Source organism: Methylobacillus methanolivorans, assembly GCF_044751345.1.
In the GTDB taxonomy this organism is placed as follows: Bacteria; Pseudomonadota; Gammaproteobacteria; order Burkholderiales; family Methylophilaceae; genus Methylobacillus; species Methylobacillus methanolivorans.
Genome location: NZ_JBIWXY010000001.1, coordinates 1,170,031 through 1,182,730, shown reverse-complemented (window position 1 = coordinate 1,182,730; position 12,700 = coordinate 1,170,031). Strand labels below are relative to the sequence as shown.

12 protein-coding genes and 1 tRNA gene are annotated in these 12,700 nt (G+C 47.3%); 11 read left to right on the top strand and 2 right to left on the bottom strand.

Annotation, left to right across the window (positions count from 1 at the left end):
• Positions 1-57 precede the first annotated feature (57 nt).
• From ACIKP9_RS05480 to cheZ, 10 genes are all read left to right on the top strand, one after another.
• Positions 58-423: a response regulator gene (locus ACIKP9_RS05480; RefSeq protein ID WP_400880312.1), complete on the top strand. Its 366-nt coding sequence runs from the start codon at positions 58-60 to the stop codon at positions 421-423.
• 67 nt (positions 424-490) lie between these two features.
• Positions 491-2,854, top strand: a complete 2,364-nt coding sequence (locus ACIKP9_RS05475) for a chemotaxis protein CheW (RefSeq protein ID WP_400880309.1) — start codon at positions 491-493, stop codon at positions 2,852-2,854.
• Positions 2,855-2,865: 11 nt separating this feature from the next.
• Complete coding sequence (locus ACIKP9_RS05470) at positions 2,866-3,393, top strand: chemotaxis protein CheW (protein WP_230347696.1); 528 nt, start codon at positions 2,866-2,868, stop codon at positions 3,391-3,393.
• Between the two features lie 64 nt (positions 3,394-3,457).
• Positions 3,458-5,140, top strand: a complete 1,683-nt coding sequence (locus ACIKP9_RS05465) for a methyl-accepting chemotaxis protein (RefSeq protein ID WP_400880306.1) — start codon at positions 3,458-3,460, stop codon at positions 5,138-5,140.
• 78 nt (positions 5,141-5,218) lie between these two features.
• Entirely contained in the window at positions 5,219-7,003 is a 1,785-nt protein-coding gene (locus ACIKP9_RS05460; protein ID WP_400880303.1) for a methyl-accepting chemotaxis protein, read from the top strand.
• Entirely contained in the window at positions 7,003-7,881 is an 879-nt protein-coding gene (locus ACIKP9_RS05455; protein ID WP_400880301.1) for a CheR family methyltransferase, read from the top strand. Before ACIKP9_RS05460 ends, ACIKP9_RS05455 begins: the two co-directional genes overlap by 1 nt.
• A 2-nt stretch (positions 7,882-7,883) precedes the next feature.
• Positions 7,884-8,495, top strand: coding sequence for a chemoreceptor glutamine deamidase CheD (gene cheD / locus ACIKP9_RS05450; protein WP_400880298.1), 612 nt, complete (start codon positions 7,884-7,886; stop codon positions 8,493-8,495).
• Positions 8,496-8,553: 58 nt separating this feature from the next.
• A complete protein-coding gene (locus tag ACIKP9_RS05445; RefSeq protein WP_268867576.1) occupies positions 8,554-9,621 on the top strand; it encodes a protein-glutamate methylesterase/protein-glutamine glutaminase in 1,068 nt (355 codons plus the stop codon).
• A 71-nt stretch (positions 9,622-9,692) separates the two neighbouring features.
• Positions 9,693-10,091 (top strand): chemotaxis response regulator CheY, encoded by a 399-nt coding sequence (gene cheY / locus ACIKP9_RS05440; RefSeq protein ID WP_400880294.1) that lies wholly within the window; start codon positions 9,693-9,695, stop codon positions 10,089-10,091.
• A gap of 1 nt (position 10,092) precedes the next feature.
• On the top strand, positions 10,093-10,755 hold the full coding sequence (cheZ, locus tag ACIKP9_RS05435; protein WP_400880292.1) for a protein phosphatase CheZ: 663 nt from the start codon (positions 10,093-10,095) through the stop codon (positions 10,753-10,755).
• A 279-nt stretch (positions 10,756-11,034) separates the two neighbouring features.
• Here cheZ and epsA read toward each other — a convergent pair whose 3' ends face one another.
• Positions 11,035-11,808: an XrtB/PEP-CTERM-associated transcriptional regulator EpsA gene (epsA, locus tag ACIKP9_RS05430; protein WP_400880289.1), complete on the bottom strand. Its 774-nt coding sequence runs from the start codon at positions 11,806-11,808 to the stop codon at positions 11,035-11,037.
• Positions 11,809-11,988: 180 nt separating this feature from the next.
• Between epsA and ACIKP9_RS05425 the strand changes: the two genes are divergently transcribed.
• The gene (locus tag ACIKP9_RS05425) at positions 11,989-12,495 is read left to right on the top strand and encodes a Crp/Fnr family transcriptional regulator (RefSeq protein WP_400880286.1); all 507 of its coding nucleotides are present in this window, start codon (positions 11,989-11,991) and stop codon (positions 12,493-12,495) included.
• A 90-nt stretch (positions 12,496-12,585) separates the two neighbouring features.
• Here the strand turns inward: ACIKP9_RS05425 and ACIKP9_RS05420 are convergent.
• Positions 12,586-12,661 (bottom strand) — tRNA-Lys (locus ACIKP9_RS05420).
• Positions 12,662-12,700 lie beyond the last annotated feature (39 nt).

Genomic DNA, 12,700 nt, shown 5'->3' with positions numbered 1-12,700 from the left:
AACAATGTCAGGTACGTGCCGGAGCGCACAGGCGCGCAAGAACGGGGATTAAAGGATATGGGAAAAACAATATTAGCTGTTGATGACTCCGGGTCGTTGAGACAAATGGTGGTATTCAGCTTGAATGCTGCAGGCTATCAAGTCATAGAGGCTGTGGATGGTGAGGATGCTTTCAATAAAGCACAGACCCAAGTCGTTGATTTGGTGCTAACTGACCAGAATATGCCAAAAATGGATGGCCTGACGCTGATTAAATCGTTACGTAGCCTCAGTTCTTACCAGAAAGTGCCGATATTAATGTTAACAACAGAGTCTAGTGATGAAATGAAGGCATTAGGTAAGGCTGCTGGAGCAACAGGGTGGTTGGTCAAGCCGTTTGATCCCAAGCGTTTACTGGATGTTGTTCAGCGCGTCATTGGATGATGTGAGTGTATTGCATAAAAGACGTCTCCTTGTGGGGAGCAAGCATGAACCAATCTGGAGTTGAACAATGACAATTGATATGAGCCAGTTTTACCAAGTGTTCTTCGATGAGTCGGATGAATTGCTGGCTGAAGCTGAGCGTTTGCTACTCGAGCTTGATATTGAGGACCCAAGTTCTGAGGATCTCAATGCCATTTTTCGTGCAGCACACTCCATCAAGGGAGGGGCGGCAACTTTTGGTATGACAGACATGACGGAAATTACCCATGTTCTGGAGAACCTCCTAGATCGTATCCGCAAAAACGAAATGAAACTGCAGGCTGAGCATGTAGACGTGTTTCTTGCTGCCAAGGATATCTTGAAGATGCAGTTGGATGGTCATCGCAATGGTAGCGCGGTTGATGAGGATGCGGTGAGTGATATCAAAGTGACATTGCATACCCTGGCGCAAGAGGGTGGACAATCGATTGCCCCGCCTCCGGAAGCATTATCTTTGGCTGTACAAAAGTCTGAAGAGCCTGCTCAGGCAGCAATCCAGGTAGGTAGTGCGACCAAGCAATATCAGGTGCAACTTCCTGAGTTGCCAGAAAAGGATGTGATTGCCCTGACGGAAGAGCTGAAACTGCTCGGGGAAGTGGAATCCTTACCTCCTGAGGGTAAGCAGCATGTGCTTAAGCTTGCCACGGAGGAAAGCGTGGACAATATCGTGGCGATTTGCTCTTTTATTATTGACGCCGATGATTTAAGCATTACTGAGCTTGGTGCCGATAATCTGGTCAGCCAGGCACAGGGAAAAGACACTGTTAGCGGTCAGTCCGACTTTTTGATTGAAGTGCCAGAAGTCCTGGATAAGGATTGGGCGACCTTGATAGCCGAGCTGGAGTTGCTGGGTAAGGTGGTTGTGCAACCGGTCGTAGGTAACCTACATGCTCTGTGGTTAGAAACTGAGGAAAGTCGCGACAGTATCCTTGCTGTTAGTTCATTTGTCGTGGATGTAGATAAGATCAGGGTGACAACACAAGAGGCTGCTCCTGAAATGCATACTGCCCAGCCACAGCCAGCTCAGGCAAAAGCCAATCCTCTGGATGAGGGGGATTTTGGATTGTTTGATTCCAATCATGTCGCAAAGGTGGCGCCTGATCCAGTGCCCAAACCCGAAGCAGTTGCTCAGGTGAAGGAGGCACCGCTGGAAAATAAGCGTGTTGCGCCACGTCGAGAAGCAGATAAGGCCGCAGCCAGCCAGGAGACAACCTCTATTCGTGTTGGTATTGAGAAGGTTGACCAACTGATCAATCTGGTCGGGGAGTTGGTCATTACACAAGCCATGATAGAGCAACGCACAGGATCACTGGATCCCATGTTGCATGAGCGACTACTCAATAGTGTTGGGCAGTTGACCCGTAATACTCGGGATCTGCAAGAGGCCGTGATGTCGATTCGCATGATGCCGATGGATTATGTATTTTCCAGGTTCCCCCGCATGGTAAGGGATCTTGCGAGCAAGCTTGGCAAGAAAGTCGAGTTTGTCACTAATGGGGCGGCTACTGAGCTGGATAAAGGCTTGATAGAGCGCATTGTTGATCCTTTGACTCACTTGGTACGAAATAGTATTGACCATGGGGTAGAGTCACCCGAAGTACGTGCTGCTGCTGGTAAGAACCCTATCGGGCGGCTTGCACTTTCTGCGGGTCACCAGGGCGGCAATATCGTGATTGAGGTGAGTGATGATGGAGGTGGCCTCAATCGTGAGCGTATTCTTGCCAAGGCAAAGTCTTCTGGCCTGAATGTGTCAGATAACATGCCCGACGGGGATGTCTGGCAATTGATCTTTGCTCCTGGATTCTCTACAGCGGAAAAGGTCACGGATGTTTCTGGTCGTGGCGTGGGTATGGATGTGGTAAAGCGCAATATCACTGCCATGGGTGGCGTGGTAGATATTCGTTCTGCTGCGGGGTATGGCACGACGATTTCCATTTCTTTGCCATTAACCTTGGCGATTCTTGATGGTATGTCGGTACGTGTAGGTGACGAGGTATACATTCTGCCCCTGAGCTTTGTCGTCGAGTCACTACAGCCATCTGCGAGCGATGTGAAAGATGTGACAGGGCAGGGCCGTCTGGTCAAGGTGCGTGAGGATTATCTCCCCTTAATTCCGTTATATCAGATGTTTGATATTGAACCGCTTTATCGAGAGCCTGAGGACGGTATCTTGGTCGTAGTTCAGGCTGATGGCAAAAAGGCTGCATTGTTCGTGGACGAGCTGGTTGGGCAGCAGCAGGTTGTCGTCAAGAACCTTGAGTCGAATTACCGTAAGGTTGCAGGTATTTCTGGCGCTACCATTCTCGGTGATGGTGGTGTTTCCCTGATTCTTGATGTGACCAACTTATTGCGCTCCAGTAGGCAGTTGATCACGGAAGCTTCCATTCATTAAGAGGTGTTGTCATGTTAGAACCAACAAGCAGTAAAACAGAGAATCAGTCACAACCGGTTCCATCAGGGGCAGCGCAAGTTGAAAGCAGTGAGTTTTTAGCTTTCACGCTGGGAAGTGAAGAGTACGGTATCGATATTCTCAAGGTGCAGGAAATTCGTGGATATGAAAGTGTCACGAGGATTGTTAATGCGCCTGACTTCATCAAGGGCGTGATTAACCTGCGGGGCATTATTGTGCCTATTGTTGATATGCGCATCAGGTTTAACCTGGGGACGCCTACCTATGATCAGTTTACGGTTGTCATTATCCTCAATATCAATAATCGCGTGACCGGGATTGTGGTGGATAGCGTTTCTGATGTGACGACACTGAGCCCACAACAGATTAAGCCAGCACCGGAGATGGGATCTATTCTGAGTACAGACTACCTGATTGGCTTGGGTACGCTGGATGACAGAATGCTGATCTTGGTAGATATCGACAAGCTGATGACCAGTTCAGAAATGGGCTTAGTTGATCATATTGTCGCTGGCGCTTAGTAACAAATTATAAAAAAACTATACAGATACAGACCTGATTGAACTTGAAGGGCGGAGATTAAAAATGAAGCTACTGAATCCATTAATGAACTATATGTATGGCCAGAAAATCACTAGGCGGTTGGTGATCGGTTTTGGATCTCTGTTGGTGTTGCTGGGAGCTATTGTGATTCTCAGCCTAGTGTTGATGACTTCTATGAGCAATCGTACAGATGCCATCGTTGCTGAATCTGCGACTAAGCAAGGACTGTTGAACGATTGGAAGTTATATACCAATATGAATATCATCAACGCGGTTGCCTATATGAGGAATCGTAGCCAAGATCAGGAGTCTTATTTCCTGGGTAAGATGGATCAGTATTCAAAAGAGGTAGACAAGTTACAGGCTCAAGCTCTGGAGTCCATGAAAGAGCCAGAATATCAGCCCTTTCTGGAGAAAGTTAACAAGGCACGAGAAGATTATCGCAATGTACGCACTGAAGCTTTCAAGGTGAGGGTTGCGTTAAATATCCGAGTAGCAGCGCTTGAACGGTGGCTTACAAATGAGCAGGTAAGCCTAGAAGAAAAGCGTAATGTGACCAATAAGCTGATGTCCGATGAAAAAGCATTCTATGAGAGCGTAGATGGGCAATTTCAATCCGCTCGCGATGCTTATCAGGATGCAATGAGCCAGTTGTTGCAATATGAACGTACCCGGGCTCAAGAGTTGGCAGCAGCCAACAAGAGTTCCAGTATTCAAGGGCGTATCTTGGTTATCGTTCTTGGCTTAGTGGCTATATTGATGGGAGTGGTCTTTGCCAGGGTTATTACAGTCTCCATCATTGAGCCGATCAATTACGGCATTCGGGTGATTGGACGTGTTTCAAAGGGTGATCTGGCACCGCGGCCAAACGATCTGCTCGATATGATCAATGAGAATGCTTCTGATGAACCAGGCAAGTTGCTGGTGGGTATTCGCTTCATGATTCAAGAGTTACGCAAACTGGTGACAGAAGTACGAGGCAGTACAGATACGATGCTGGTGGCAACCAGCGAAATTTCCTCTGGTAATGCCGATCTATCTTCGCGTACTGAGTCACAGGCTTCAAGCTTGGAAGAAACAGCAAGCTCCATGGAAGAGCTGACTTCTACCGTACGTCAAAATGCCGACAATGCAAGGCAAGCTAACCAGTTAGTGATTACAGCCTCTGAGTCTGCAGTACGTGGTGGGCAAGTGGTAGATCAGGTTGTGAACACCATGGGTTCGATCAAGGAAAGCTCCCGCAAGATTGTGGATATTATCGGCGTGATTGATGGTATCGCTTTCCAGACCAATATCTTGGCCTTAAATGCTGCGGTTGAAGCAGCCCGTGCCGGCGAACAGGGGCGTGGGTTCGCCGTGGTGGCAAGCGAAGTCCGCAATCTGGCACAACGCTCTGCTGCGGCAGCTAAGGAGATTAAGGGCTTGATTGGCGATTCTGTTGAGAAAGTAGATATCGGCAATAAGCTGGTGGATCAGGCTGGTACAACCATGAATGAGATTGTCAGTTCTGTGCAGCGTGTGGCAGACATCATGGGCGAGATTACTTCGGCAAGCCAAGAGCAAAGTTCAGGCATTGAGCAGGTCAATATTGCAATTGGACAAATGGATGAAATGACCCAGCAAAATGCAGCTTTGGTTGAACAGGCTGCAGCTGCGGCTGAAAGCTTGGAGGAGCAGGCGCAGAAGCTTTCCTCCACCGTCAGTGTATTCAAGATAAATCAATAATAAAATAAAAATAGTTGTTTTATTAAAAGGCAGAAAAACGCACATGGGGTAGGGCCCCAATCTGAGGAGAAAGCTAACATGCGTACTAACATGCCTGTAACAACAAATGAGTATTTGCTGCAGGACGATGAGTCGATTCTATCGACAACTGATCTGCAGGGGCGAATCACCTATATCAATCAGGATTTCATCAGGGCTAGCGGTTTTACTGAAGATGAGCTGATTGGTTCTCCTCATAATTTGGTGCGACATCCCGATATGCCACCTGAAGCGTTTGCTGATATGTGGGCGACGCTGAAAGATGGCTTGCCTTGGACAGGCATGGTGAAGAACCGGCGCAAAAATGGCGATTTCTACTGGGTGTTGGCGAATGCAACTCCTATGCGTCAGAACGGCAATGTTGTTGGGTATATGTCAGTACGCGTTAAGCCTACGCGTCAACAGGTTGATCAGGCATCGAAGATTTATGCCCGATTACGTGAAAGTAAGAGCCACGGGCTGAAGTTGCACCGTGGTGAAGTGTTGAATACAGATTTGATTTCGCGGGTCAGAAGAGCAATGCAGATGACGTTGAAAACCAGGGTGACAGTAACGACCCTTGCCACAGTGCTTTCGATGATAGTTGTGATTGGGGCGGCCTTAGCTGGATTAAATGTAGGTTTCGTGGTTGCTGGGGCATTGGTTGCAATGATAGCGGCTATTGGGTTAGCGGTGTCACTGACCAATTCCGTGATCAAGCCCTTACGAGAAGCAACTAGTATTGCCAACTCTCTTGCCAGTGGTGATCTTTCTAGCAAATTCAACACTAGCAAAACTGATGAGGCCGGTATGTTGTTGCGTGCCCTCAATCAAATGAATGTCAATATCGTTGCCATGATTTCCGATATTCGTACCAATGTGCGACGTATCAACACGGGCGTGAGTGAGATTGCTAAGGGGAATAATGACTTATCTGCGCGTACTGAGTCCCAGGCAAGTTCACTCGAGGAAACTGCAAGCTCCATGGAGGAGTTGGCTTCTACTGTGAAGCAAAATGCCGATAACGCACGTCAAGCCAATCAGCTGGTCATGTCTGCATCTAGTGTCGCGGCGCGTGGTGGTGAAGTGATTGGTGAAGCGAAAGACCGCATGCGGCTGATTAGTGATTCGGCTAACAAAATTGCAGACATTATCGGTGTTATTGATGGAATTGCTTTCCAGACTAATATTCTCGCGCTGAATGCTGCAGTTGAGGCTGCACGTGCAGGTGAGCAGGGGCGTGGTTTTGCTGTAGTTGCTGCAGAGGTACGTAATCTTGCACATCGTTCAGCTGCTGCAGCGAAGGAAATCAAGGGGTTGATTTCCGATTCTGTGGAGCGGGTCGAAGCAGGCGTGGTCTTTGTTGATCAAGCGGGGACTACCATGGCCGACATTGTGTCTTCCGTGCGGAATGTGACCGATATCATGGCGGAAATATCCGCAGCCTCTACTGAGCAAAGTTCTGGTATTGATCAAGTGAACCATGCCGTAAATGAGATGGATGAAGTAACTCAGCGAAATGCTGCTTTGGTTGAGGAGTCGGCTGCAGCCGCAGAAGCATTGAAAGGGGATGTGTCCCAACTTGAGCGTGCAGCAAGTGTTTTCAAGCTTGGCAATGGTCGGGATGTGTTACAGGAGACCCAGTCCATAGTACAGGCTAAAGTCACTGCCATCCCAAAACCGAAGATTGAGGCTGGAGCAACAGTGGCAAAACCAAAGATAGCCGTGGCGACGAAAGCCACAAGTAAGGACATGGGTACTGCTTCCACTCCTGCTGCCAAATCTGTACCACCCAAAAAAGTGATTGGGCCTGATCTTTCCAGTGATGAATGGGAAGAGTTTTGATGGTAAGTGCACAGAGGAGTGCTGAATTGAGTGCAAGTACAGTAACCAGGGCAAATGCTGGCAAGGAGTTTGAGTTTACTGAGGCAGATTTTTCCCGTGTGCGTAAGCTAATCTATCAAGCAGCGGGCATTTCCCTTTCAGACTCCAAGCATGAAATGGTCTATAGCCGTCTAGCTAGGCGGTTGAGGGCGACAGGTATTTCCAATTTCACTCGTTATCTGGATATGCTGGAAAGCGAGGTTGCCTCTGATGAGTGGGAGGCGTTCACGAATGCATTGACGACCAATCTCACTTCATTTTTTCGCGAACATCACCACTTTCCTATCCTAGCGGAACATATTCGTAAGGCAGCACAGCCCATTTCCATTTGGTGTTGTGCGAGTTCAACAGGTGAGGAGCCTTACAGTCTGGCCATGACAGCGTGCGAAGCATTTGGCACTTTGCGTCCCCCAGTCGAGATCATTGCTACCGATATTGATACTAATGTCCTGGCAACTGCAGCGGCAGGAATTTATAGCGATGACCGTATTGAAAAGCTGTCTATGGAGCAGAAGAAAAAGTTCTTTTTGCGAGGAACAGGTAGGCAACAGGGCCTAGTACGTGTACGTGATGATTTGCGTAAGTTAATCACGTTCAAGCCATTAAATCTACTTAGCAGTAGTTGGCCTATTAGCGGTCAGTTTGATGCGATATTCTGCCGTAATGTCATGATTTATTTTGACAAACCAACTCAATCCACTATTCTCAAGCGCTTTGTTCCGCTCATGAAGCCGAATGGCTTGCTGTTTGCGGGGCACTCTGAAAACTTCCTTTATGCGACTGATGCATTCAGGCTCCTGGGCAAGACGGTATATACCCTCAATCAGCGTGGAGGCTGAGTATGGCCAGTCCAATAGAAGAGCAGTTGGCCACCAATTTATATTTTGACAAGACTTTTAATTGTGAGGCTGCCAAGATTTTGCCAGGAGAGTATTACACAACAAATAAGGATCTCGTGATTGTGACAGTGCTAGGCTCCTGTGTCTCTGCATGTATTCGCGATAGGGTGTCAGGCATTGGAGGCATGAATCATTTCATGTTGCCTGAGGGTAGTGCTGCCGATGCCAATAACCCTGTTTCAGAGTCTGCTCGCTATGGAACATATGCCATGGAAGTATTGATCAACCAATTGTTGAAACAGGGCGCACGCAGAGAAAATCTAGAAGCCAAAGTTTTTGGTGGTGGCAACGTGTTGAGTGGATTTACTGCAATCAACGTAGGCGAGAAAAATGCACTTTTTGTGAAGAAATACTTGCGCGACGAGAATATTCGCATCGTAGGCGAAGATTTAAATGATATTTATCCCCGCAAAGTTTATTTTTTCCCTAAAACAGGGCGAGTCTTGGTCAAGAAGCTCAAGCAAATGCATAACAATACCCTGATATCGCGTGAAGAAAGCTATGCCAAGAAGCTCAAGACCAACAAAGTGGCTGGCGATGTAGAGTTGTTTTAATCGATGGTGGCTGGGAGGAGACCAGTGCCATGTAATAATTCAATAAAAAGGCAATGTGATGACCATAAAAGTTCTTATCATTGATGATTCAGCGCTGATTAGGAGTTTATTGACTGAAATCATCAACCAGCAACCTGATCTGGAAGTAGTGGGAGCAGCGCCAGATCCCTTGATTGCACGGGAAATGATTAAGCAGAAAAATCCAGATGTGCTGACACTGGATGTGGAAATGCCGAAAATGGATGGCTTGGATTTTCTTGAGCGCCTCATGCGCTTGCGTCCGACTCCAGTGGTCATGATTTCCTCCCTGACGGAGCGGGGGTCGGAAATTACCATGCGTGCCATGGAGCTAGGAGCAGTGGATTTTATTACCAAGCCCAAAATGTCTATTGCCAGCGGCATGCATGAATATAGTGAAATGATTGCAGATAAGATCCGAGCCGCGGCAAGAGCACGCTTGATTGCTAGAACGCCGTTGACGCCAACACCGGGTAATGCTGGCCTGCCATCTATTGGGAACCCATTGATCAGTAGTGAAAAGCTCATCATCATCGGCGCCTCTACAGGTGGTACGGAGGCGATCAAATCCTTCCTGATGCAAATGCCCTCGGATTGTCCTGGGATATTGATTACCCAACATATGCCTGCGGGGTTTACGCAGTCATTCGCTAATCGTCTGAATACCTTATGCAAAATCTCAGTGCAGGAGGCCAAAGGTGGTGAACGTGTTTTACCTGGCCATGCGTATATTGCACCTGGACATTCTCACTTGTTGTTGGCGCGTAGCGGGGCGAACTATGTGACTCAGTTGGATGATGGGCCTCCTGTCAGTCGCCATCGTCCTTCAGTAGATGTCTTGTTTAGTTCCGCTGCAAGCAGTGCGGGTAAAAATGCAATTGGTGTTATTCTCACTGGCATGGGTAAAGATGGTGCCGAAGGCATGCTGAAAATGAAGCAGGCTGGCGCTTACAATTATGCTCAGGATGAAGCAAGCTGCGTTGTGTTTGGCATGCCAAAGGAAGCTATTGCTACGGGTGGCGTAGACGAGGTGAGTTCCTTGTCTGATATGCCTGGCAAGGTTTTGCAGTATCTTGCTGCCAATAGCGCGCGAGCATTGCGAGTTTAGTGTTGAAATACCGTTTAACTAAGCAGTTTGGTATTTCTGGCAATACAAATAAAAGTTGAATGGAGTAACGAATGGCAAATCCTAATACCAAATTTCTGGTGGTCGACGACTTTTCCACCATGCGACGTATCGTACGTAACCTGCTGAAGGAGCTGGGTTACAACAATGTCGATGAGGCCGAAGATGGTGTCATGGCCTTGGCGAAGTTGAGGAGTGGCAGTTTCGATTTTGTGGTGTCTGATTGGAACATGCCTAATATGGATGGATTAACCATGTTGCAGCAAATCCGCGCTGATCCAGCACTGTCATCATTGCCAGTCTTGATGGTGACTGCTGAAGCGAAGAAGGAAAATATTATTGCAGCTGCTCAAGCTGGTGCCAATGGCTATGTGGTGAAACCTTTCACTGCAGCAACACTGGATGAGAAGCTGAGCAAAATCTTTGAAAAGCTTGAAAAAGCAGGGAGCTGATATGAGCGAGGCGCTTCAAAACGTATCGCAGGGCGAGGGTGACTTGCAATTGCAGCATGATGAAATGCTGCACCGTATTGGCCTGCTGACGCGCAATCTGCATGAAAGTTTGCGTGGTTTGGGTTTCGACAAGCTGCTGGAACAAGCCGCACACGGCATTCCTGATGCGAGGGATAGATTGAATTATGTCGCTCGTATGACAGAGCAGGCGGCCGAGCGAGTCTTGAATGCGACAGACATTGCGACTCCATTGCAAGACGAGTTGAATCAGGAGGCGTCAAGCCTGGAAGCGCGATGGAAAAATATCCTGACCGTGCCTTCACTCAAAAAAGACTATGACCAGGTGGCGGATGAAACCATGGCGTTCCTGACCAAGACAGTAGGTCACACCGATGCAACCAAGGCACAGCTGCTCGACATCATGATGGCCCAGGATTTTCAGGATTTAACTGGTCAAGTCATCAAAAAAATTACTGAGCTTGCGCAGGAAATAGAGCAGCAGCTAGTCCAGGTGCTCATAGACTTTTCTCCAGGGGCTGTCGTTAAAAAAGAAAATGAAAGTAATAACCTGATGAATGGTCCTCAGATTAATCCTGAGACTGCGATTGATGTTGTAGCTAGTCAAGAGCAGGTAGATGACTTACTCGATAGTCTTGGTTTTTAAGCTTGATAATTCATTAAGGCTTTGTGAGATTGGCTGGCATGGCGCATGATTGATAGGTGGCTAGTCCAATCGGCCTATTGTTCCGCCTATGATGATCAGCGACTATCTGTACTCAGAAGTAACAAAATAAAATGTGCAAAAAGCACGCAGTACACCACGTTTTTCAGGGGATGTTTCGTAGGGCAAGCATAAGCTAGAGCAGTGTATGGTAGGTGGGCGGGAATAGTGGCAAAGCTGTGAGTGCCGCAGCTTTTTTGGTGTGTCGTTGTTGGAAGGCCTTTACTTGCGGAATTTCGAAACGGCTTGTGCGCGATTGAGCACATTCAATTTTTTGAAAATGCGTTGCAGGTGGTTCTTGACAGTAAAGGCGCTAATGTCAAGGATCATGCCAATTTCCTGATTGGTTTTGCCTTTCGTCACCCAATCCATGATTTCTAACTCTCGACCAGACAAAATATTGAGACTATCGTCTTTTTGCTCAGGTTCTATTTTGATAGTCGTCGGTTGCTGTTCTGGCAGATGTTCGATTTGGCGAAGCGCGCTGTCAATATAGGGAAGCAGTGCTTCTAGCATAGGGCGCGAGGCCGGAGGGAAACTCACGTTAGAGCTTAGTAACACGTAGAGGCAATCGTGCCGTCCACGATGATCCTTGATGGCGTGTACCAAGCCGGATTTCATGTTTTTGAGATAGTAATTGGACTCAGCGTTTGAGAACTCGCAGTCATGCAGGATGTTGTCGGCAGCTGCTAGTGTGAACGGAGCCTTGGCATTGTTTAACCAGTACGTGAACAGGTTTTGTAGGAACTTGTTGATTTCATGACTGGCAATTTTATCGGAGCGAATGCCAGGCAGGGGCGAGACAATATTGAAGTAAATCACTCCAAGTGAAAAGTCTCCCCAAGCCGTGATCATGATTTCATGCGGAAGGAAAATCTGGAGTTTTCCCTGCATCCAGAGAAAAAGCTCAAAGTGTGAGCGAATTCTCAAGGACTCGTGCATAAGCTCAATTAATTGGCTTTTCTCGATATCGTTTAAGTTTTTATTTAAGGACATGTGCTCGGTTATAATTTACTAAGCAATTCAAGTCTAATCTTTTGTGTCATCCATATTCTTGCATTATTATGACGCAAATAACTTGAGTAATGAGAGTTTTTGAGGCTATTTATCTAAATAATTACCATAAGTAGTTTACGGATAATTGATATATTCCTTTCATTCAAGGGCAAAAATTACATGTATCCTGATCTGGTGCATTTGGGTGGTGCTGATAAATACGTCGAAGAAATCCTCGAGATTGTGAATACAATCAAGCTATTTGGTGATTTTACCGATGAAGAAGTACGGTATTTGTGCTCTTACATGCAATGCTACGCTGCCCCTAGAGACTGTCAATTATTGACAGAGGGGGATGTGGGAGACTATTTACTCTTAATCCTGACCGGTGAGGTGAACGTCATCAAGGATATCCCGAGTAAAGGGATCCAGACCATTGCCATGGTGGGGGCGGGAGCTATTATTGGTGAGATGTCCATGATTGATGGTCTGCCACGCTCTGCGAGTTGCGTCACCAACCAACCAACAGATTTTGCCGTGTTGACCAGAGATTCGCTTTATCAATTGCTTGCGAATATGCCTAAACTTGGCAACAAGGTATTGGTGAGGTTATTACAGCTTTTGACGGCCCGTTTCCGAGAGAGCTCAGATAGGTTCTTGCCTAAGACACTTGGCGAACTGGTTTGAATTTTTCCAATTAAGCATGGACAGATATAGATGTCTTAATGCGAAATGAAGTGCGAAAAAAATCCCGCTGAAGCGGGATTTTTTTATGACTGGTGGGGCATGTAGGGGTCGAACCTACGACAAACGGATTAAGAGTCCGCTGCTCTACCAACTGAGCTAATGCCCCAATCGAGAAGCGAGATTATGCGCGGGTTTTGAGCATGTG

Coding starts and splice junctions, on each gene's coding strand:
- ACIKP9_RS05425 (WP_400880286.1), top strand. CDS start 11,989: ATGTATCCTGATCTGGTGCATTTGGGTGGTGCTGATAAATACGTCGAA.
- ACIKP9_RS05460 (WP_400880303.1), top strand. CDS start 5,219: ATGCGTACTAACATGCCTGTAACAACAAATGAGTATTTGCTGCAGGAC.
- ACIKP9_RS05470 (WP_230347696.1), top strand. CDS start 2,866: ATGTTAGAACCAACAAGCAGTAAAACAGAGAATCAGTCACAACCGGTT.
- ACIKP9_RS05480 (WP_400880312.1), top strand. CDS start 58: ATGGGAAAAACAATATTAGCTGTTGATGACTCCGGGTCGTTGAGACAA.
- ACIKP9_RS05475 (WP_400880309.1), top strand. CDS start 491: ATGACAATTGATATGAGCCAGTTTTACCAAGTGTTCTTCGATGAGTCG.
- ACIKP9_RS05445 (WP_268867576.1), top strand. CDS start 8,554: ATGACCATAAAAGTTCTTATCATTGATGATTCAGCGCTGATTAGGAGT.
- ACIKP9_RS05465 (WP_400880306.1), top strand. CDS start 3,458: ATGAAGCTACTGAATCCATTAATGAACTATATGTATGGCCAGAAAATC.
- epsA (WP_400880289.1), bottom strand. CDS start 11,808: ATGTCCTTAAATAAAAACTTAAACGATATCGAGAAAAGCCAATTAATT.
- cheD (WP_400880298.1), top strand. CDS start 7,884: ATGGCCAGTCCAATAGAAGAGCAGTTGGCCACCAATTTATATTTTGAC.
- cheY (WP_400880294.1), top strand. CDS start 9,693: ATGGCAAATCCTAATACCAAATTTCTGGTGGTCGACGACTTTTCCACC.
- cheZ (WP_400880292.1), top strand. CDS start 10,093: ATGAGCGAGGCGCTTCAAAACGTATCGCAGGGCGAGGGTGACTTGCAA.
- ACIKP9_RS05455 (WP_400880301.1), top strand. CDS start 7,003: ATGGTAAGTGCACAGAGGAGTGCTGAATTGAGTGCAAGTACAGTAACC.